Origin of the sequence: Methylobacterium fujisawaense (genome assembly GCF_039619325.1) — a bacterium.
Classification (GTDB): Bacteria; Pseudomonadota; Alphaproteobacteria; order Rhizobiales; family Beijerinckiaceae; genus Methylobacterium; species Methylobacterium fujisawaense.
Genome location: NZ_CP155000.1, coordinates 179,173 through 200,793, shown reverse-complemented (window position 1 = coordinate 200,793; position 21,621 = coordinate 179,173). Strand labels below are relative to the sequence as shown.

8 protein-coding genes and 2 pseudogenes are annotated in these 21,621 nt (G+C 71.1%); 5 read left to right on the top strand and 5 right to left on the bottom strand.

The window, feature by feature from the left end:
• Positions 1–471 precede the first annotated feature (471 nt).
• The 4 genes and pseudogenes from ABC766_RS01115 to ABC766_RS01100 all read left to right on the top strand — a co-directional run.
• Positions 472–1,602 (top strand): annotated as a pseudogene (locus tag ABC766_RS01115) (glycogen/starch synthase); the annotation flags it as partial.
• A gap of 60 nt (positions 1,603–1,662) precedes the next feature.
• Entirely contained in the window at positions 1,663–2,961 is a 1,299-nt protein-coding gene (gene istA / locus ABC766_RS01110) for an IS21 family transposase (RefSeq protein WP_427902312.1), read from the top strand.
• Positions 2,961–3,749: an IS21-like element helper ATPase IstB gene (gene istB / locus ABC766_RS01105; RefSeq protein ID WP_127991182.1), complete on the top strand. Its 789-nt coding sequence runs from the start codon at positions 2,961–2,963 to the stop codon at positions 3,747–3,749. The genes istA and istB overlap by 1 nt, the downstream gene beginning before the upstream one ends.
• Before the next feature lie 16 nt (positions 3,750–3,765).
• Positions 3,766–4,243, top strand: a pseudogene (locus tag ABC766_RS01100) (glycosyltransferase); the annotation flags it as partial.
• A 62-nt stretch (positions 4,244–4,305) separates the two neighbouring features.
• Here the strand turns inward: ABC766_RS01100 and glgB are convergent.
• From glgB to treZ, 5 genes are all read right to left on the bottom strand, one after another.
• On the bottom strand, positions 4,306–6,588 hold the full coding sequence (gene glgB, locus ABC766_RS01095) for a 1,4-alpha-glucan branching protein GlgB (RefSeq protein ID WP_053608224.1): 2,283 nt from the start codon (positions 6,586–6,588) through the stop codon (positions 4,306–4,308).
• Positions 6,585–9,863 (bottom strand): maltose alpha-D-glucosyltransferase, encoded by a 3,279-nt coding sequence (gene treS, locus ABC766_RS01090; RefSeq protein WP_345820704.1) that lies wholly within the window; start codon positions 9,861–9,863, stop codon positions 6,585–6,587. The genes glgB and treS overlap by 4 nt, the downstream gene beginning before the upstream one ends.
• Positions 9,864–10,012: 149 nt before the next feature.
• Positions 10,013–13,393 carry a maltotransferase domain-containing protein gene (locus ABC766_RS01085; RefSeq protein ID WP_342142122.1) on the bottom strand — a complete coding sequence of 1,127 codons (3,381 nt, stop codon included), beginning with the start codon at positions 13,391–13,393 and terminating at the stop codon, positions 10,013–10,015.
• 371 nt (positions 13,394–13,764) lie between these two features.
• Positions 13,765–18,666 carry a malto-oligosyltrehalose synthase gene (locus ABC766_RS01080; protein WP_345820702.1) on the bottom strand — a complete coding sequence of 1,634 codons (4,902 nt, stop codon included), beginning with the start codon at positions 18,664–18,666 and terminating at the stop codon, positions 13,765–13,767.
• On the bottom strand, positions 18,663–20,468 hold the full coding sequence (treZ, locus tag ABC766_RS01075; RefSeq protein WP_345820700.1) for a malto-oligosyltrehalose trehalohydrolase: 1,806 nt from the start codon (positions 20,466–20,468) through the stop codon (positions 18,663–18,665). The genes ABC766_RS01080 and treZ overlap by 4 nt, the downstream gene beginning before the upstream one ends.
• Positions 20,469–20,744: 276 nt before the next feature.
• On the opposite strand from treZ, the gene ABC766_RS01070 reads away from it, so the two are divergent.
• Entirely contained in the window at positions 20,745–21,614 is an 870-nt protein-coding gene (locus ABC766_RS01070) for a hypothetical protein (protein WP_043379845.1), read from the top strand.
• The last annotated feature ends 7 nt before the right edge of the window (positions 21,615–21,621 follow it).

Genomic DNA, 21,621 nt, shown 5'->3' with positions numbered 1-21,621 from the left:
CGACATGGCTTGCGGCCGGAGCCCTTGGCTGCTGCGGCCCACGACCGTCCTCGCGCGCGCGGTGCGATGCCTCAGGGCTGCGCGCCGTCGGCCGTCGGGCGCGGGGTGGATGGCCTCGCTCCGCTCGCAGAGACGGCGGGGCCCAAGCCCCCAGCCGGACACGGTCCAGGCGCGCAGAACGTGATTCGGGATAGGGCGGTGCCGCTGCGGCGCGGCCCTGTGCATCGACGCCGGGGCGATGCCGCCCCATCCCGGAAGCCGCCCGGCCCGCCGAAATTTGCCGCGCCGCCACGATTTCGTGCTGCGACGCCACATAGGTAAGTGAAGCTTAATTCTCACGGTGGCCTATTTTGTGCGTCGCAGCGGAACCGTCGCGACGGAGGAGTATTAGCCGTGGTTGAGATCGCGACAGCCGTGCCTGCCCGATCGTCTGCCAGACCGGGGCATTCCGCCCGGCCAGGATCAATGCTGATGCTCGATACGCGCCGTGGTGGTTCCTTCGCCGAGTGGTCGTCCGGCGAGGGGGACGGCGTCGTATCCGTACCGGTGCCGGCCCGTCCGGCCTCGCTGCGCCGCCGCATCCTGTACGCCACGCCCGAGATGGCCGACTTCGTGAAGACCGGCGGCCTCGGCGAGGTCTCGGCCGCCCTGCCCCGGGCGCTGGTGCCGCACTACGACATCCGCGTGCTGATCCCGGGCTACCGGCAGGTCCGCGCGGCGTTCCCCGAGATTCCGGTGGTCGCCCGCCTCGAGGGCTTCGCGGGGGTTCCGGCCTGCGACCTCGGCCTGGTCGAGGCGGCCGACGGCCTGCGGATCTACGTGCTGCTCAGCCCCGACCTCTACGAGCGCGACGGCACGCCCTACGGCGACCAGCACGGCGATTTCGGCGACAACGACCTGCGCTTCGCCCGCCTCAGCCTCGCGGCGGCGGACCTCGCCGCCGGCGCCGACCCCGACTGGGCGGCCGACCTCCTGCACCTCAACGACTGGCAGGCGGCCCTGGCCCCGGCCTATCTCGCCTGGCGCGGCCGGCGGGTGCCGAGCGTGCTGACGATCCACAACCTCGCCTATCAGGGCCTGTTCCCCCGGGACGCCCTGCCCCGGCTCGGCGTGCCGGAGGCGGCCTTCCAGGTCGACGGCGCCGAGTTCTACGGGCAGCTGTCCTTCCTGAAGGCCGGCATCTTCTACGCCTCGCAGGTCACCACGGTGAGCGAGACCTACGCGCGGGAGATCCAGACCCCCGAGATGGGCTGCGGCCTCGACGGGCTGCTGCGCACCCGCGCCGGCCAGGGCCGGCTCGCCGGCATCCTCAACGGCATCGACGAGACCTGGGACCCGAGCACCGACCCGCACCTCGCCACGCGCTTCGAGATCGACGACTGGAAGGGCAAGCGGGCCAATGCCGAGGCGGTACGCCAGCAATTCGGCCTCGCGGTTTCCCGCGGGCCGCTCTTCGCCATCGTGTCGCGCCTCGTCCACCAGAAGGGCATCGACCTGAGCCTGCAGGCCGCCGAGGCGATCGTGGCCGAGGGCGGCCAGCTCGTGGTGATCGGCCAGGGCGAGGGCCGGTTCGAGCAGGCGCTCCGGGGTGTCAGGCGACACGGCAAACTGACCCCCTGACGCCATGAGGATCTGACCCCCTCGATGAGCGAGGAGGTCGAGATGATCAGGAACGAGGCTCAGGCTCTGACGCGGATGGACGATCCGTGGAGGGCCGAGATGAAGACGCCGGACGACGTGTCGGCGATGATGCGGCTGCAGGCGCTCGGCTGGGGCGCGAAGCGGATCGCAGCCGAGCTTGGCTGTTCGAAGAACACGGTGAAGCAGTGGCTGCGACGGGGGGATTGGCGCCCCTGCGCGACGCCCTCGCGCTCGAAGCAGCTCGACGGCTTGGCGGACTGGCTGGTCGAACGCTTCCGGCAGCATGCGGGCAACGCCGACGTCGTGCGCCAGGATCTGGCGACCGAGAAGGGCATCCACGTCAGCCTGCGCACGGTGGAGCGGGCGGTCGCGCCGTTGCGGCGGGATCTGGTGATCGCCGCGCGGGCGAGCGTGCGGTTCGAGACGCGGCCGGGCGAGCAGATGCAAATCGACTTTGGCGAACGGCGCGTCGAGATCGGCGGCGTGCCGACTCGGGTCTCCCTGTTCGTAGCGACGCTCGGCTACTCGCGCCGCCTGCACGTGCGTGCCTTCGGCCACGAACGGCAGGAGGACTGGTTCGCCGGGCTGGAGAGCGCTTTCCGGGCTTTCGGCGGCGTGCCACACGAGGTGTTGCTCGACAACGCTCGCGCCCTGGTCTTGCACCACGACCCTGTGAGCCGCGAGGTCGTCCTGCACCCGCGCCTGCACGCCTTCTCCCGCCACTGGGGCTTCCGGGTGCGGGCCTGCGCCCCGTACCGGGCGCGCACGAAGGGCAAGGACGAGCGCGGCGTCGGCTACGTCAAGAACAATGCCGTGGCCGGCCGCCGCTTCGCGAGCTTCGCAGCCCTGGAGGCGCATCTCGATGCCTGGACGCGGGACGTCGCCGACCGGCGCGTGCACGGCACGACCGGCGAGGCGCCGGGCGAGCGGTTCGCCCGCGACGAGGCTCGGGCGCTACGGCCGCTCGCGGGCGTGCCGCCGTTTTCCGCCGCGCGCGATCTCGTGCGCCGGGTCGGAGCGGACTGCGCGGTTGCGGTCGACGGCAACGCTTACTCGGTACCCTGGCGGCTGATCGGTGAGCGGGTGCGGGTCACCGTGAGCGGAGCGGTGGTGCGCGTCCACCACGGCGGACGGGAGGTCGCCGCGCATGCCGAACTGAAGGGACGTCACGGCCGTGCGGTCGACGACGCTCATCTGGCCGGGCTCGTGGGTAGCCGTGAGCGACCGGCTCATCGGCGCGACCCGCCTCCTCTCGTGGCGACGCCGGAACTGCTGCGTCCGCTCGCCGAGTACGAGGCTGTCGCCGGGGGAGGCTTCTGATGAGCGAGGAACACGATCACCTCACCGTACTGCTCGACCGCCTGAAGCTGACGGCCATGCGTGACCAACTCGACAGCCTGATCGACGAGGCCGGCCGGGGCGAACTGACGATCCGCGAGGCGCTGACGCTGTTCTGCGAGCGGGAGATCGCCCGGCGCGATCAGCGGCGCATCGACATGGCCTTCGGGCTGGCCCGCTTCCCGTTCGTGCGCGACCTGACCGGCTTCGACTTCGGCGCACAGCCCTCGTTGGACAAGGCGCAGATCCGCGAGATCGCCACCGGCCGCTTCATCGCCAACGGTGAGGCGGTGCTGCTCCTCGGACCACCCGGGGTGGGCAAGACGCATCTGGCGGTGGCGATCGGGCGTGCGGCGATCGTGGCCGGCTACGGCGTGTTGTTCACCCCAGCCACGACGCTCGTGGCGCAGTTGGCCAAGGCGCACGCCGAGGGGCGGCTGGAGGAGCGGCTGACGCACTATGCCAAGCCGAAGCTGCTGATCATCGATGAGCTCGGCTACCTGCCGTTCGAGCCGGATGCCGCGCACCTGTTCTTCCAGCTCGTCAGTCGCCGCTACGAGCGCGGCGCGATGCTGGTGACCTCGAACCGGGCGGTGGGCGAGTGGGGCAGCGTGTTCGGGGACGCGGTGGTGGCCACCGCCATCCTCGACCGGCTGCTGCACCATAGCCACGTCGTCACCATCCGCGGTGACAGCTACCGCCTGCGCGAGAAGCGTCGCAGCGGACTTCTACAGAGGGCCGCTATCGTCCCCAACCCCACGCCCGTCTAGGCGAGGAAACCGGCATGGGGGTCAGATCCTCGTGACGCGAAGGGGTCAGTTCCGGTTGTCGCTTGAAACGGGGCTTGGCCAAGCGCCATCCCGAGGCGGTCGGCGTGCATGTCGGCTTCGAGGAGGCGCAGGCCCGGCGGATGTTCGCGGGCAGCGACTTCCTGCTGATGCCCTCGCGCTTCGAGCCCTGCGGGCTGGCCCAGATGTACGCGCAGCGCTTCGGCTCCCTGCCGATCGTGCGCCGCACCGGGGGCCTCGCCGACACGGTCGAGGACGGGGTGACGGGCTTCACCTTCGCGGAGGCCTCGGCCGCGTCCTTCGGGGCGGCGGTCCGCCGGGCGCTGGAGGCCTTCGGCCAGAAGAAGCGCCTCAACGCCATGCGGCGGCGGGCCATGGCGGCCCGCTTCGGCTGGGATCAGGCCGCCGACAATTATGCCGGGCTCTACGGCCGGGCCATCGGCAACAGCACCGCGCTGCGCTGGCGGGCCGCGTAGGGCCTTCTCGCGGACGCAGCCGCCTCAACCCCCTCCCCCCAGAGGGGGGAGGGAGTCTCCGCTCACCCTTCCAGCAGGAAGATCATCGTGGCGAGCGGCGGCAGGGTCAGCGACAGGCTCTGCCCCTGGCCGTGGCTTGCCTGATCCTCGGTGCGGCGACCGCCCTGGTTGCCCAGGTTGGACCCGCCATACACGCCGGCATCCGAGTTGAACGCCTCGCGATAGAACCCCGCCGCGGGCACGCCGATCCGGTAGCCCTCGCGCGGCACGGGCGTGAAGTTCGAGACCACGATCGCCACCTCGCCGGGCTTGGCGCCCTTGCGGGCCCAGGCGATGACGCTGTTGTCCTGATCGTCCGCCACCAGCCACTGGAAGCCGGTATGCTCGACATCACGGCTGTAGAGGGCCGGAGTCGAGACGTAGAGCCGGTTGAGATCGCGCACCACGCTCTGCACGCCCTTGTGCAGCGGGTCGTCGAGGTGGTGCCAGTCCAGGCTGGTGTCGTGGTTCCACTCCCGCTCCTGGCCGAACTCGCCGCCCATGAACAGCAGCTTCTTGCCGGGATGCCCCCACATGAAGCCGTAATAGGCCCGGAGATTCGCGAATTTCTGCCAGCGGTCGCCCGGCATCTTGCCGAGCAGCGAGCCCTTCCCGTGCACGACCTCGTCGTGGGAGAGCGGCAGGACGAAATTCTCCGAGAAGGCGTAGAGCAGCCCGAAGGTCAGGTTGTGGTGGTGGTAGCGGCGGTGGATCGGATCCTCCTGCATGAAATGCAGGGTGTCGTGCATCCAGCCCATGTTCCACTTGAAGCCGAAGCCCAGGCCGCCCGTATAGGTCGGGTGCGACACGCCGGGCCAGGAGGTCGATTCCTCCGCCACCGTGATCGTCCCGGGGGCGTGGCTGTAGGTCGCCTCGTTGGTCTTCCGCAGGAAGTCGATGGCGTCGAGGTTCTCGTTGCCGCCGTAGCGGTTCGGGATCCACTCGCCCTGGCGGCGGGAATAGTCGAGGTAGAGCATCGACGCGACGGCATCCACGCGCAGGCCGTCGAGGTGGTAGTGCTCCAGCCAGAACCGGGCGTTGGCGGCGAGGAACGTCGCGACCTCGGTGCGCCCGAAATTGTAGATGTAGGTGCCCCAGTCCTGGTGGAAGCCCTGGCGGGGATCGGCGTGCTCGTAGAGGTGGGTACCGTCGAACTGGCCGAGCCCGTGGGCGTCGAGGGGGAAGTGGCCCGGCACCCAGTCGAGCAGCACGCCGATCCCGGCCTCGTGGGCGGCGTCCACGAAGGCGGCGAAATCCTCCGGCGTGCCGAAGCGGCTCGTCGGGGCGAACAGCGAGACCGGCTGATAGCCCCAGGACCCGTCGAACGGGAACTCGGTGATCGGCAGCATCTCGATATGGGTGAAGCCCAGATCCTTGACGTAGGGGATCAGCCGTTCGGCGAGCTCCCGGTAGGTCAGGTAGCGGTTCCCCTCCTCGGGCACCCGCGCCCAGGAGCCGAGATGGACCTCGTAGACCGAGATCGCCGCGTGGCGCGGGTCCTTGGCGCCGCGGGTGCTCATCCAGCCCGAATCGCGCCAGTCGAACTCGCCCGACCCGTGGGTGACCGAGGCGGTCTCCGGCGGGTGCTGGGCCGCGAAGGCGACCGGGTCGGCCTTGAGCGGCACCAGGGCGCCGTCGGGGCCGCGGATCTCGAACTTGTAGCGCACGCCGGCCTTGAGGCCCGGCACGAACAGCTCCCAGATGCCGCCGTCCTGCCAGAGGCGCATCGGGTGGCGGCGCCCGTCCCAGTCATTGAAGTCGCCGACGACGCTGACCTTGCGGGCGTTCGGGGCCCAGACGGCGAAGCGGAAGCCGTCGATGCCGTCGAGCTGGCCCGACTGGGCGCCGAGCATCCGGTAGACGAGGTTGGTGCCGACCTCGCGCAGCGTCGCCACGTCGTATTGCTCGATCGAGGAGCCGAAACCGTAGGGGTCGTAGCGGCGGCGCTTCGTGCCGTCCCAGGACTCGACCTCGATCTCGTAGAGCGGCCGGTGCTCGCCCTCGACCCGCGCGACCCAGAATCCGTCCGGATGGCGCTTCTCGAACGGCACGGTGCGGCCGTCCATCACCAGGGTGGCGGCCCGCGCCTCGGGGAGCACGGCGCGCACCTCCCAGGCCTTGGGCCCGACCCGGTGGGGGCCCAGCACCGAGAACGGGTCGCCGTGATTGGCCGCCATCAGGGCCGCGATCGCGTCCGGATGGACGCTCGGCGTCTGCGCGACGCCGGAGCCCGGGACATCCGCGTTCCGCGCCGTCCCCGCTTCCGGGGCGGCCCGTCGTGCGAAGGTCTCGTCGATCGCCGTCATTCCAATGCTCCGGGCTCGTGTCCGTCCGTGTCCAGAATGGTCAGAACCCCACGGGCGGGGATTTCGATCCAGTCCGGCCGGTTGTTGGCCTCGTAATCGACCTCGTACAGGGCCTTGGTCAGCAGGCAGAGGCGCAGCAGCCGCGCCCGGCTTCCCAGGTCGGTCACGGCGGCGCGCGAGCCCTCCACCGCGGACTCGTAGCCGGCGAGGAACGCCGCCTCGATCATGCCGCGCCACGCCGTGGCGGCGTCCCGCGCCCGCCCCTCGGAATCGGCGAACCGGGCGGTGATCTCCCGGATCACCGTCTCGGCGCCGTACGCGAAGGAGCGCATCAGCCCGGCGACGTCCCGCAGGGGCATCGACTTGGCCCGGCGCTCGTCGGCCGGACGCGAGGGCTCGCCCTCGAAGTCGACGATGATCAGGTCGTTCTCGGCGACCAGCACCTGTCCCAGGTGGTAGTCACCGTGGATGCGGGTCTTGTGGGCGCCCCGGACCGGCTCGGCGGTGAGCGCGGCGATCAGGGCCTCGACCTCGCCCCGGCGCTGGCCGAGTTCCGCGCAGGCCGGCTTGCCGGCATCGAGCCCCCGGTCGGCCAGGCCCTTGAGCGCCCGGAAGGCACGCTCCGCCTGGTGGCGGGCGTCGCGCGCCAGCACCGCGAGATCGTCCCCGGTGAACGGCTCGGCCGCGAAGGCCGGATCGTCGGTCTCGATCGCCAGCGCCGCGTGCAGCTCGGCGGTGCGCCGCCCGAGCAGATCCGCCCAGGGCCGGTGGGCCTGGAACGCCTCCTCGGGGCTGGCGGCCTCGCTCTCGGGGGTGAGCACGACGGTCTCGAAGTCCCGGCGCAGGCCCTCCAGCATCAGGGTCCAGGCATCGCCCTGGTTCACGACGAATTTCTGAAGGATCGCGAGGGCCGTCCGGGTCCCGTCCTCGGCGACGTGCTCCAGCGTGCCGAGCAGGGCGGGGGTATTGGAGAAACCCGCCTGCTCGGTGAGGAAGCGCCCGACCTCGATCTCGGGATGCAGCCCCGGCTGCAGGCGGCGCAACAGCTTGAGCATCATCTTCGAGCCGACGGCGATCGAGGTGTTGCTCTGCTCCGCCGACAGCCGGCGGATATCGGCCACGTCGACCGTGACCTCCGGGTCGAAGGCCGAGGTGACGGCGAAGACGAGGCGGCCGCTCTCCGTGGGGATCACACGGCCCTGGCGCATGTCGTCGATGAGGCAGGCGGCGAAGTCGTTGGAGCCGGCCGCGCCGTAGAGCAGCCCGGTCCGCGGGCCGCGGCGCACCCGCGCCACCGCGAAGGGCATCAGCGCCTCGTCTTCGCGGCCCTCCTCGACGCCGACCGGCATGAAGTACTCATGGCTCTCGCCGTTGGCGAGCTGCACCTGCAGCCGCGGCAGGAGGAAGCGCGCGCTCCCGTCGACGTCCTTCAGGGCGGCGCAGTCGACCACCTTCGTGGCCTTGATCCGCGAGCCCTTGGCGCCGAACCAGCGCCGGCTCGTCAGGAACGGCGGCACCACCGTGCGCTCGAAGGCGACGCGCTCGCGCCCGCTCATCAGGGTCTCGATCCCGCCGGTGAGCACCAGGGTGAACAGCTCCGGCGGCTCCTGCTGCGGGCCGACCACCCCGGAGCGCGCGGCGCTCAAGCTGAACCAGTAGAAACCGTAGGACGGCAGGGTCAGCAGGTAGGGCAGATCGCCGATCGGCGGGAACTCGGTGCCGCCGGTGAGCTCGATCGGCACCGCGGTGCGCAGTTCCGACAGGTCGAGCTGCACCGCCTGGGGCGCCCGCGACAGGTTCGCCACGCACAGGATCCGCTCGTCCTCGTGCTCGCGGATCCAGGCCAGGACCTTCCGGTTGCTGGGATAGAGGAACTGGATCGTGCCGCGCCCGAGGGCGACGCTGTTGTTGCGGATCGCGATCATGCGCCGCGTCCAGTTCAGCAGGCTCGTCTGCGCCTGGGTCTGCGCCTCGACGTTGATGGCGTCGAAGCCGTAGATCGGGTCCTGGATCGCCGGCAGGAACAACTTCTGGGGGTTCGCCCGGGAGAAGCCGCCGTTGCGGTCCGGGGACCATTGCATGGGCGTGCGCACGCCGTCGCGGTCGCCCAGATAGATGTTGTCGCCCATGCCGATCTCGTCGCCGTAGTAGAGCACCGGCGTGCCGGGCATCGACAGGACGAGGGACTTCATCAACTCGATCTTGCGCCGGTCGTTCTCGAGGAGCGGCGCGAGGCGGCGGCGGATGCCGAGATTGATCCGGGCGCGGCGCTCTGCGGCGTAGAACGACCAGAGGTAGTCACGCTCCTCGGCGGTGACCATTTCGAGCGTCAGCTCGTCGTGGTTGCGCAGGAAGATCGCCCATTGGCAGCCCTCCGGAATCTCCGGGGTCTGGCGCATGATGTCGGTGATCGGGTGCCGGTCCTCCCGGGCGATCGCCATGTACATCCGCGGCATCAGCGGGAAGTGGAACGCCATGTGGCATTCGTCGCCGTCGCCGAAATACTGGGCGGTCTCCTCCGGCCACTGGTTGGCCTCGGCCAGCAGCATCCGGTCGGGGTAGCTGGCATCGAGGGCGGCGCGGATCTTCTTGATGACGTCGTGGGTCTCGGCGAGGTTCTCGCAGTTCGTGCCGTCGCGCTCGATCAGGTAGGGGATCGCGTCGAGGCGCAGGCCGTCGACGCCCATGTCGAGCCAGTAGCGCATCACCTCGATGACGGCCTCGAGCACCGCCGGGTTGTCGAAGTTCAGGTCCGGCTGGTGGCTGTAGAACCGGTGCCAGAAATACTGCTTGGCCACCGGGTCCCAGGTCCAGTTGGACGCCTCGGTATCGAGGAAGATGATCCGCGTGTCCCGGTACGGCTCGTCGGTGTCCGACCAGACGTAGAAGTTGCGCTCCGGCGAGCCGGGGGGCGCCTCGCGGGCGGCCTGGAACCAGGGGTGCTGGTCGCTCGTGTGGTTGATCACGAGTTCGGTGATGACCCGCAGGCCCCGGGCGTGCGCCGCCTCCACGAAGGCCTTGAAGGCCTCCATGGTCCCGTAGGACGGGTTGATGTCCCGGTAATCGGCGATGTCGTAGCCGTCGTCGCGGAGCGGCGAGGGATAGAACGGCATCGGCCAGATCGCCGTGACGCCGAGATCGCGGACGTAGTCGAGGCGCTGGGTCAGGCCCTCGAAGTCGCCGATCCCGTCGTTGTTCGAGTCGAAGAACGACTTGACGTGGATCTGGTAGATGATGGCGTCACGGTACCATTGCGGGTCGCTGCGATCGATCATCGCGTCGCTGCCTCATCGGTCGAATCTGACGGGACCGGCGGTGGGAACCGGCCGGGAGCGGGCGGACGACCGCCGCGCGGGTGCAATGGTCGGCGACGGGGAGGCCCGCCGCCGGGGTCAGGTGCCACGGTCAGGTGCCACGGGTGGCCTCAGCCCGCAACCCGCCGCGGCGCCCGCAGGCGCCAGATGACGCAGGATCGCTCGGCCGGATCGAGGGCGATGCGGTGGGACTTGCCGCGCAACTCGAACGTGTAGCCCTGGAGCAGGTCCTCGACCTCGACGGCGCCGTCGTCGGGCAGGCCGAACAGCCAGAGCGGCACCTCGTAGGTGCATTCCTGGCGGTTCTTCGGGTCGAGGTTGACCATGGTGAAGATGCAGTTGTCGCGCTCCGGCGTCGCCTTGGCGTAGGCGATGATCTGGTCGTTGAAGGCCCCGGTGAAGACGACGTTGCGGAAATCCCAGAGGGCGGGGTTCTCGCGCCGGATCGTGTTCAGCTTGACGATGTGCTCGCGGATGTTGCCCGGCCGGTCGTAGTCCCAGGCCTTCAGCTCGTACTTTTCCGAGTTCAGGTACTCCTCCTTGCCCGGATACGGCGCGGCTTCGCACAGCTCGAAGCCGTTGTAGATGCCGTAGACCGACGACAGGGTCGCGGCCAGGGTTCCGCGGATGACGAAGCCGGCGCGTCCGCTGGTCTGAAGGAAGTAGGGGTTGATGTCGGGCGTATTCGCAAAGAAATTCGGGCGGTAGTACTCACCCATCTCGCCGGCCAGCTCCAGGGCGTAGTCGGTCAGCTCCTGCTTGGTGTTGCGCCACGTGAAGTAGGTGTAGCTCTGCTGGTAGCCGGCCTTGGCGAGCTTCTTCATCATCTTCGGCCGGGTGAAGGCCTCGGCGAGGAAGATCGCGTCCGGATAGCGCCCGTTGACCTCGCCGATCACCCATTCCCAGAACGGGATCGGCTTGGTGTGGGGGTTGTCGACCCGGAAGATGCGCACGCCCCGGGCGCACCAGCCGAGCAGGATGTCGCGCAGCTCGATCCACAGCCCGGGCAGGGCGCCGCCGTAGAAGTGGACGTTCGAGATGTCCTCGTACTTCTTCGGGGGGTTCTCGGCGAATTTCAGCGTGCCGTCGGGGCGCCACTCGAACCATTCCGGATGGTTCTTGATCCAGGGATGGTCGGGCGAGCACTGGATCGCGAAGTCGAGGGCGATCTCCATCCCGTAGGCGTGGCTCGCCGCGACCAGCCGCTCGAAATCCTGAAGGGTGCCGAGGTCGGGATGCACGGCCTCGTGGCCGCCCTCCGCCGCGCCCACCGCGTAGACCGAGCCGACATCGCCGGGCTCGGCCGTGAGGGTGTTGTTCTTCCCCTTGCGGTTGGTCCGGCCCACGGGATGGATCGGGGTGAAGTAGAGGACGTCGAAGCCGAGCTCGCGGATCTCGGGCAGACGCCGGATCACGTCGTCGAAGGTGCCGTGGCGGTTCACGTCCATCGACTGGGAGCGCGGGAAGATCTCGTACCAGGCGGAGAACCGGGCCGCGAGGCGGTCGGCGATCACCGGCAGGGTCACGGGATAGCGGGTGAGGTTCACCCGCTCGGCGTTCCGGCGCACGAGGCGCGACGCCTCGGGGTCGAGGATCCGGTCGAGCTGGGCGGCCGAGCCGGTCTCCTCGGCGGCGAGCGCCGCCACGAGCGCGGCGAGGCGCTCGGCGTCGCGGCCGCCGCGGGTCCGGGCGAGCGACGCCGCGGTCCCGACCAGGGCCACGCCCTCGATCGTCTCCAGGCGGACATCGACGCCGGCGGCGCGCTTCTTCAGGGTGTCGCGCACCCAGGACGAGAAGGCGTCGCGCCACGCGATCAGGGTGAACTCGTAGCGGGCGTTGCGCTCCAGGGGGAAGTGCCCGGCCCAGCGGTCGTTGTCGACGAAGACCATCGGGTCCTCGCGCCACGCGTCGCTGCCGGCGACCCGCGACAGGATCGCGGCGTCGATGATCTCGTGGCCGTCGGAGAAGATGTCGGCCTCGACCCGCAGGGACTCGCCGACGATCCGCTTCACCGGCGAGCGGCCGCCGTCGAGCTCAGGGCTGACCGCCTCGATCACCACCCGCCCCTCCCCGTCCGGGGTGCCGCGCTCGGGGAGCCGGGCGACCTCCTGGGCGCTGGCCGCCAGGATGCGCAGCTCGCCCGGCATCAGGTCGATGGCGCTGCCGGGATGGAACGCGATCGGCTCGGCCTCCGGGGTCCGGTCGACGAAGGTGCCGAGCATGCCGCCGGTGCGGGCGATGAGCGACCCAGCCTCGACCGGCACCGGCTTGTCGGTCGGGTTGTAGAGCACGATCAGCCCGTGCCGGGCCGAGGCCGGGTGGCCGGTGTCGAAGCGGGCGAGCGCCACGCAGTCGCTGTCGGGAGACGAGATCCGGATCTGCGCGCCCTCGACATTGGCGGCGGGCAGCTCCGCCCGCAGGGCGTTGACCGCCCGGATGAAGCCGGAGATGTCGATGCCGGTCTCGTGCTCGCGGTCGCCCGGGGTGGTCTCGACCACGTGCAGCGCCCGGCGGTAGCCCCATTCGTAGCCGATGGGCATCAGCACGCCGGACGAGAAGAAGGCGGCCAGCGCGTAGCGGGTGCGCAGATGGGCCGCCACCGCCTCAGGGCCGCCGCCGATCCCGGCGGCGAGCCGCGTCATGTCGTGGTTCTCCGGGAAGGCGATGGAGGGCGCCAGCACCCGCAGGCGATCGTACTGCTCCAGGGCCCAGGGCTTCTTCAGGTCCCACCACGCGAAGGAGTTGAACAGGTAGTCGAAGCCGGCGCCCGCCGTGGCCCGGGCCTCCTCGAAGGTGCAGCCCAGGGTCTCGGCGGCGAAGAGACAGGCGGGATCGCGCCCCTTGGCCTCCCCGATCAGGACGCGCCAGGTCTCCGGCGGCACCTTGTAGGCCGCATCACAGCGGAAGCCCGCCACGCCGAGGTCCTGGAGCCGGGCCACGTAGGCGCCCCAGATCCGGGTCAGCTCATCCCGGGCAGCCGGCGTGTGGTAGTCGAGTTCGGCCAGATCGCCCCAGACGGTGCGGATCGACGGATCGTCCGGATCCACCGCCGCCGGGTGCATGATCGAGCCGTCGGACTCCTTCATGAACAGGTCGGGCCGCTCCGTGGCGAGGCGGGCGTTGTCGGCGGTGTGGTTGATCACGAGGTCGGTCATCACCGACAGGCCGAGGGCCTGCGCGGCCGCGCAGAAGCGCTGGATCTGCGCGTCGTCCGGCGTGCCGTCCGGGTCGCGGAACCGCTCGTCGAGCCGCTCGGGATCGGCCACCGCGTAGAGGCTCCGGGAGCCGCCGGTCTGGTGGAACGGGTTCAGGTAGATCCAGTCGAAGCCGAGCGCGGCGATCCGCGGCAGCTCGGCGGTCCAGTCCGCGACGCGCCCGACCAGGAGCGGGAACAGGTTGTAGATCCGCGGCCCCTCGGCCCGGGGCGCCAGCGCGGCCGGCAGGACGGCCTCGGCCCGGGTCGTCGCAGCGGCTTTGGTCGGTGCGTTCATGCTGGCTTCTGGCTCCCGTTCCTGTGTCGTAACGCCCGAACCGCCCGGGCGTGCCTTCGCGTGGGACGGCGGGGATTGTCAGGTCCGCGCCGTCCGCCTCTCAGCAGATTCGCATGACAGGACCGCGAGGGACCTGCCGACATGGTCTTCGTGGCAGGGACGGACCCGCGCACGCTCCCTCCCGCCGCTGCGGGGAAGGGTGGTCCCCGAAGTCCCGCGACGGGGGCGCGATGCTGCCGGAGAAGGCGGCGGCCTTCATGCCGGCTCCGCCCGTTTCGGAAGCCGGGTTCCCTGCTCCCGACCCGGCCTGACGGCCGGCCCACCCTCCCCCGCGGAGGGGGGAGGACGATCCACGGATCCGGCCGCTCCCCTCACGGCTCCCGCCGCAGCACCGCGTAGGGCAGATCCCGCAGGAGTTCGCCGAGGTCGGCCCCCTCCCCCGCCACGATCCGCCCCGAGGCGAGGTCGCGCCAGCGGGTCCCCGCCCCGAGATCGACCCGGGTCCCATTAAAGGCCTCACCCGGCCAGACCGCCTCCCCGACGAAGCCCGCCACCAGCCGCGGTACCGCCACGAACAGGTCGCCGCCCTCCTGGCCGGGATCGGTCCGACGGTAGGCGATCACGTGCCCGGCCCGCGCGCCGGTGGCCGGGACGGGTTCGTAGGCGGCGCTCGCGTAGAAGTCCGGTCGCTCGGCCCGCTCGGCCAGAAGCGCCGCGAGGGTCGCCTGCTTGACCCGCCCGTCCGGCCAGTGCGCCAGCAGCTCCGCGGGCACGCCGCCCTGGTCCAGCATCCGCCCCAGGGCCGGGTAGTCCACCGGGCGGCGGTTGTCGGGATCGACGAAGGAGAAGTCCCAGATCTCCGTGCCCTGGTAGGTGTCGGGCAGGCCCGGCAGGGTGCATTTCAGGACCGTCCGGCCGAGGCTCGCCAGCATGCCGAGATGGGCGAGCCGCCGGGCGAAGGGCCGGAGCTGCGCCAGGAAGTCCGAGCCCGGGGCGATCAGCGCGGTGAACAGCTTCTTGACCGCGCCCTCGTAGACCGCGTCGACATTGACCCAGCTCGACCGGCGCTTGCCCTCGCGCATGGCCTTCTCGCCGTAGGCGATCAGCCGGTCGCGGAAATCCTCGATCGCCCCGGCCTCGTCCCGCTCCAGCAGCTCCAGCGGCCAGGCGCCCAGAATGGCCTGGAAGAACATCCACTGGTCGTTGGCGTCGGGGGCCGGCTCGCCGTCGATGCGGGCGAGGTGCGGGCCGGCGGTGCGCTGCCACAGGTCCCAGGCCTTGGCCCATTCCTCCGGGATCTCCGAGAGGGCGAGCAGCCGCGTGCGGGCATCCTCGCCCCGCTTGGTGTCGTGGGTCGCCGTGGTGATCATGGCGCTCGGCCAGTCCCGGGCGCGGGCGATCTGGAGGTCGTGGAAGTGCTCCGCGTCGATCCCGTACTCGCCCGGATCGCCCCCGACCTCGTTGAGGCCGAGCAGGCACGCGTAGCGGTAGAACAGCGTGTCCTCCAGGCTCTTGGCCATGACCGGGCCGGTGAGCTGCTGGAACCGGCGGCGGAAGCGCAAGGCAACCCGCGGATCCGGCCGGCCCGCCCCGGCGGTCTCGATCCGGCCGAGCAGGACGTCGGCGGCGAAGTCGTGGACCGAGCGGTCCGGCAGGCTCGACCAGCGCTTGGCCTTGGCGACGGCGCCCTCGATCAGGCGCACGTCCTCGGGCTCGACCTCGCCCTCCTCCAGCTCCGGCGGCAGGTAGCTCCGGTAGGTCGGGAAGCGCGCGATGATCTCGATCAGCGCCCGGCGGAGCGCGTTGACGGTGAAGTCGCGGGTCCGCCGGTCGGAATCGGCGACCTCCTTGAGGTCGGTGGTCAGCACCTCCAGCTCGCTCGCGAAGCTGATCTCCAGGATCTCGGCCTTGGCGGCACGGAGCTGGAAGCCGTAGGGCTCGTCGAAGCCCGTGGCCCAGGTGTAGAGGCGCTCGACCTTGCCGCGCTTCCCCTTGTCGACCAGGATCCCGTCGAGCTGATTGAGCACGTCGTAGCCCGTGGTCCCGGCCACCGGCCAGGGCCGCAGCCGCTCCCCGGGCTCCAGGATTTTCTCCACGACCACGTAGAAGCCCGGCCCGACCGCCGCCTGGAGCGCACGTGCGTAGCCCAGCGGGTCGGCCAGCCCGTCGATATGGTCGATGCGCAAGCCGTCGATCCGGCCCTCGCGGATGTGCCGGAACACGGTTTCGTGCGAGCGGTGGAAGATGTCGGACAGCTCGACCCGCAGGCCGGCGAGCGAGTTCACGTCGAAGAAGCGGCGGTAGTTGATGTCGCTCGACGCCACCCGCCAATGGGCGAGCCGGTAGGCCTGCGCTTCCAGCAGCCGGTGCAGCGGCCCGAAACTGTCCGGGCGGCCCTTGAAGCCGTTGAGCAGGGCCAGCGTGCTGGCGGTGGCCTCCTGGATCAGCGGCGAGACGCCGTGGATCTCGGCGAGCCGGCGCTTTAGCCCCTCGGCCTCCTCGGGGAAGCCTTTGCGGCGGGTCTCGTCGGTGTCGATCGCCATGGCCCGCAGGCGCTCGGAGATGGCGAGCAGCTCCGCGGTGGTGTCGTCGTCCACCGCCCCGATGGCGGCGATCACCCGGTTGAGGATGGTCGGGTAGCTCAGCGGCCGGATCGGCAGCTGGTGCTCGTAGTGCCAGACGCTGAAGGCGCCCTTCTCGGGATCGAATTTGAGCACCAGGGTGCCCTGCTCCAGGGCCTCGCCGTAGCGCTCGCCCAGGAACGGGATCACGAGGTTGCGCCCAGCCCCGAGCCGCTGCCAGTCGATGTCGAAGGCGTCGGCGAAGGGCGAGAGCGAGCCCCATTCGAGCACCGAGAGCCACCACGGGTTGTCGGATCCGCCGACGCCCATGTGGTTCGGGACGATGTCGAGGAGCAGCTTGATCCCGTGGGCGTGGAGCGTCTCGGAGAGCTGGACGAAGCCCGCCTCGCCGCCGAGTTCCGGGTTGATCGCCCCGTGATCGACGATGTCGTAGCCGTGGGTCGAGCCGGGCCGTGCCGTCTGGAGCGGCGAGGCGTAGACGTGGCTGATCCCGAGCCGGTGCAGGTAGGGGACGATCCGGCCGGCATCCGCGAAGGTGAAGTCCTTGTGGAACTGCAGCCGGTAGGTCGAGCGCGGCGGCGGCGCGGCGAGCCGCGCGGCCCCCGAGCGCGGTCCCCGTGCCTCCGCCGACAGGGCGGCGGCCAGCTTGGCCAGCGGCCCGCCGGGGGCGGCGATGTCCGCCAGCTCCCGGTCGAGCTTGCGCCGCCAGTTCGGGTAGCCCTCGGTGGAGCCCGGCACGTTGGCCTGGGCGAGTTCGGAGACCACGTCCTCGTACTGCACGGCGGTCAGCATCGAGGGCGCCCGGGCGAGGTAGCGGGCGGCGGCCTCGAAGGGCGCGGCATCCGGGGGCTCGGCCGAGGGGAGCAGCTGCTCGCCGGCCAGCGCCTCGGCGAGGCGGCGGCGCTCGACGACGCGCTCGGCCCGCTCGCCCTCGGCCCGCTCCTGGTCGTAGAGGCCGAGCGACTGCCGGGTGTCGGTGTCGACCCCGCGCCACCAGCCCACGAAGGTCGGCAGGTCGTGGGTGGTGATGGCGGTGAGCGCGTCGCGCGGATAGGCCGACGGCGCCTTGAACCGTCCGTCGCCTTCCCGCTCGAAGGCGAGGATCCGGTAGCTCAGCACCCCGGCCCGCATCAGCGCGTCCGAGAAGCCCTCCGGGGCGGTGCCGAGATCCTCCGCGATGACGAGGCACTTGTTGCGGTGGCTCTCCAGCCGCAGCACCGCCAGCATCGGCTCGAACGGCATGGCCACGTAGGCCCCGGCCTGGGCGCCCGCGCCCAGCGGGATCAGGAACAGGCGGGCGAGCTGGAAGGCGTGGTCGATCCGGATCGCGCCGGCATGGCGCATGTTGGCCTGGACCAGGGTCCGGAAGGCGGCGAGCCCGTCGCGCTCCATCTCCAGCGGATCGAAGGCCGGCAGGCCCCAGTTCTGGCCCTTGGGCGCCAGCAGATCCGGCGGCGCGCCGATCGACACCTTGTCGGCGAAGCGCTCGGGATGGGACCAGATCTCGGAGCCGCCCCGGTCGGCGCCGACCGCGAGGTCGCGGTAGAGCCCGACCCGCATGCCGGCGCCCAGAGCCGCCGCGGAGGCCTCTTCGAGCTGCCGGTCGGCGAGGTATTGCAGCCAGGCGTGATAGCCGACCGCCTCGGCATGCTCCGCCGCGAAGGCCCGCACCGCCTCCGTGCCGGCCCGGCGGTACGCGTCCGGCCAGTCGCCCAGCCAGTGCGCGCCCTGCCCCCGGAAATGCTCCGACAGGGCCTCGAACAGGGCGTGGGATTCGAGATCCTCGCCGCCCGCCTGCCGGAAGCGCGCGAAATCCGCGTCTGTGCCGGCCCGGGCGGGGGAGTCCGCCCAGAGGGCCCGGAGCACCGGGTCGAGCACGTCGTGCACGCCCTGGTGGTCGACCAGCGCCGCCTCGCGGAGCGCCGTGATCGCGTCCGCGCGCGCATCGAGCAGCGCCTCGGCCCGGGAGCCGGCGAGCCCCGGCAGGCTGCGCGGGGCGATGAACAGCGTCTCCAGGAACAGGCGCGAGGAGGGCGAGTAGGGGGAGATCTTGGTCCGGTCGGAACCGAACAGGGCGTGGACCGGGCTGAGCCCTAAGAACGCCGCCCCGCGCAGGGCCGCCTCGCGGGCGGCCTCGCCGGCATCCGCGTAGGTGCCGATGCCGATATTGGTCGCCGAGCGCAGGCCGTAGAGCTGGGCGGCGAGCCCCCAATCGGAGGCCCCCTCATCCGTGTAGGGGCGCGGGCGCCAGCAGCGCTGCGGCGCGGCGATCACCCAGGCCTCGGTGCGGCTCTGGCCGGCCTGCACGATGAGGCGGTGATAGCCCGGGGTCAGCGGCGGCAGCTCGAAGCCGGGATCGGACCCTTGCGGGTTGGCCCGTCCCTCCCGGGCGGTGCCGCGCTCGTCGACGAGGCGCCAGACCAGGGTGTGGGGCGCCCCGTCCTGCAGCCGGACCGGAACGCGGGCGGCCCGGCGGGCCTCCACCGGCAGGAGCGGCGGGATCAGGCCGCGGCGCAGGCGCTCGACCTCGGCGAGGCTCCCGGCGATCGACGCCTCGTCCTGGACCGCGAAGCCCAGGGCCGCCAGCAGGCCGCGGCGCACCGCCAGCGGCGTCTCGACGGGCTTGCCGAAGGCGTCGGTGTAGCCGGCGGCGACGCCGACGAGGTCGGCGAGTCTTTCGAGGGGGCTCACGCGTGGGACTCCGTCAGGAACACGCCCGTCCAGGACGGGAGATCGCGTCCGGCCCCGTCGGGGGCGTTGGTCCAGACCGGCCGGGCACCGCCCGGATCGACCGCGAAGGCCTCGGTCCCGACATTGGCGACGAAGCGCAGGGTGCCGGCGCCGAAGCGCCACGTGCAGTCGACCACGTCCGCGCGCGGCATCGTGGCGGCGGCGCCGTCATAGCCGGACTTCGCCAGCGTCACGACCACGTCGCGGCGCAGCCCCAGGAGGCGCGTCGTCTCGGCCAGAACCTCCCGGTGGGGCGAGCGCTCCCGCTCGGACCAGTCGAGTTTTGACTGCTCGAACGTCTCCCGTTCCGTGGGATCGGGGATCTTCGAGGTATCGTCCGCAAAGGCGGCAAAACTCTTGAACTCCCGGCGGCGGCCGTCGCGGACCGCCTTGTTCAGGTCCTCGTCCGGCGCGAAGTCGACGAAGAACAGGAACGGCGCCGAGGCCGACCATTCCTCGCCCATCCAGAGCATCGGGATCTGCGGCGCCAGCAGGAGCCCGGCCCGGGCGAGATCGAGTTTCTTCGGATCCGCGAGGTGGTTCAACCGCTCGCCCAGCGCCCGGTTGCCGACCTGATCGTGGTTCTGGAGGAAGGTCACGAAGGCCGAGGGCGGCAGGTGCCCGGAGGACTCGCCGCGCGGATGGTTGTCGAGCGTGGCGAACGGCTCGCCCTGATACGCGAAACCCTCCGCGAGGCAGCGGGCGAGGTGCGCGACCGGTTTGTCGGCAAAGCTTTTATAGTAGCCGGCGTCCTCGCCCGTGAGCAGGACGTGCCAGCAATGGTGCAGGTCGTCGGCCCACTGGGCATCGTGCATCTTCGGGCGCCCGGCCGCGTCCCGCTCCAGCCAGCGGGCCTGGTTGGCCTCGTTCTCCAGCATCAGGTGGATCTGCCGGTCCGGAAAGGTCTTCCGGACCGTCTCGCCGAGCTCGGCCAGGAAATGACGGGGCGAATCGTCGAGGATCGCGTGGACGGCGTCGAAGCGCAGGCCGTCGAAGCGGTATTCCTCCAGCCAGTAGAGGGCGTTCTGGATGAAGAACTGGCGCACGGTGGCGCCGCTCTCCTTGCCGTCGAAGTTGATGCCCGCGCCCCAGGGGGTCTGGTGGCGCTCGGTGAAGAAGGTCTTGGCGTAGGCGTGGAGGTAGTTCCCGGCCGGACCGAAGTGATTGTAGACCGCGTCGAGATAGACCATCAGCCCGAGCCCATGGGCGGCGTCGATCAGGCGCTTGAGGTCGTCCGGGCGGCCATAGGCGCCGTCGGGGGCGTAGGGCTGGACGCCGTCGTAGCCCCAGTTGCGCGCGCCCTTGAAGTCGGCGAGCGGCAGCAGCTCGATGGCGGTGACGCCGAGCGCCTTGAGGTCGGGCAGCCGGGCCTGCAGGCCGGCATAGGTGCCCTCCGGCGTCGCGGTGCCGACATGGCACTCGTAGATCACCGCCTCCTCGAAGGGCCGCCCGGTCCAGTCCGCGTCGGACCACGCGAAGGCCCGCGGGTCGATCACCTCGCTGAGGCCCGAGACGTCGTCCGGCTGGAAGCGGGAGGCGGGATCGGGCACCACGAGGTCGCCGTCGATGCGGAAGCCGTAGCGGGCGCCGGGCTTCACCCCGGGCAGGGCGGTGCGGCGCCAGCCGCCGCCGGATTCCGGCAGCGGGTGATCGGCGCCGTCGACGACGAGCGCGACGCTCTTGGCGGTGGGTGCCCAGAGGGCGAAGCGGACGCCGCCCTCGACCATCTCGGCCCCGAAATCCATGCTGTGGGCGCGCCGCATCGGGCCACCGTCCTCGTCATTGGCCGCGCGCACCGGGATGCAAGCGCGGCAGGATCATCTGTCGTGGGAGAAGGCCCCGGGCCCGATCCGGTTCCCGCAGCGCAGCTATGGCGGAGCGGCCGGGTGGCAATGGGTCGACGACTGGGTCGACGAATGGGTTGACGACTGGGTCGACGCGCGGGGGCGACGGGCGCGCGGAAACTAAGCCGCAGTTCCGTCCGTGCGGGGCGGCCCTATCTTGAGCCGCCGGCATTCGCGTCGGTCTGGGAGCGGACACTGGGTCGGGCGCACATCATCGGCATCCACGGGCTCGCCAACAAGCCGCCCCGGGATGAGAAGGCCGCCTGGTGGCGCGCCGCGATCCGCGAGGGGCTCGACCGCAATCGCGGGCTCCGGGTGGCGGAGGCCGACCTGCCCTTCACCTTCGTCTACTGGGCGGACCTGCGCTACCCGCAGCCGCTCGCGGGCGACCGCAACCGCGAGCCCTACCGCCCCGATCACGGCCTCGGGCCGTTCCCCTCCCCGGCGGGGGAGCCCGACCGCGCCGAGCCGACCCTCACCGACCGGATCTATCGCGGCCTGTCGCACCTGCAGGAGGCCGCCGGGCTGACGCCGGTGGACGACCTGATCCTGGAATACCGTCTCGACGATCTCTGGGGCTACCACGAGGACGCGGCCTTCCGGGCGGCGGCGCGGGCGCGCCTGCGCGACGTTCTGGCGGCGGCCGCGGCGGATACCGTGCTGATCGCCGCGCACTCGATGGGCGGCCTGATCGCCTACGACGTTCTGCGCGCCGCCGAGGCGGAGGGGACGCCGATGCCCCGCTGCGCCCTGGTCACCCTCGGCGCCCCTCTCGGCCTCGCCGAGCTGAAGCTGAAGCTCGCCGACGCGCACGGCGACCTCCGGGTGCCGGCGGCGCTCACCGCCTGGACCAACCTGATGGACCGCCAGGACATCGCCACGGTGGGCGACGACCTCGCGGCCCTCTACGCGCCGAATGCCGCCGGCGTGCGGGTGCGGGACGTGCCGGTGATCAACGCCTACCGGAGGCCGGACGGCGCCGAGAACCGGCACAAATCCTACGGCTACCTGCGGACCCCGGAATTCTCCCGGGTGGTCGCCGCGTTCCTGGAGGCTGCGGACTGAGCGGCGC

Excerpts from the sequence above, each read along its gene's own strand:
- istA (WP_427902312.1), top strand. The coding sequence starts at position 1,663 with ATGATCAGGAACGAGGCTCAGGCTCTGACGCGGATGGACGATCCGTGG.
- istB (WP_127991182.1), top strand. The coding sequence starts at position 2,961 with ATGAGCGAGGAACACGATCACCTCACCGTACTGCTCGACCGCCTGAAG.
- glgB (WP_053608224.1), bottom strand. The coding sequence starts at position 6,588 with ATGACGGCGATCGACGAGACCTTCGCACGACGGGCCGCCCCGGAAGCG.
- treS (WP_345820704.1), bottom strand. The coding sequence starts at position 9,863 with ATGATCGATCGCAGCGACCCGCAATGGTACCGTGACGCCATCATCTAC.
- ABC766_RS01085 (WP_342142122.1), bottom strand. The coding sequence starts at position 13,393 with ATGAACGCACCGACCAAAGCCGCTGCGACGACCCGGGCCGAGGCCGTC.
- treZ (WP_345820700.1), bottom strand. The coding sequence starts at position 20,468 with ATGCGGCGCGCCCACAGCATGGATTTCGGGGCCGAGATGGTCGAGGGC.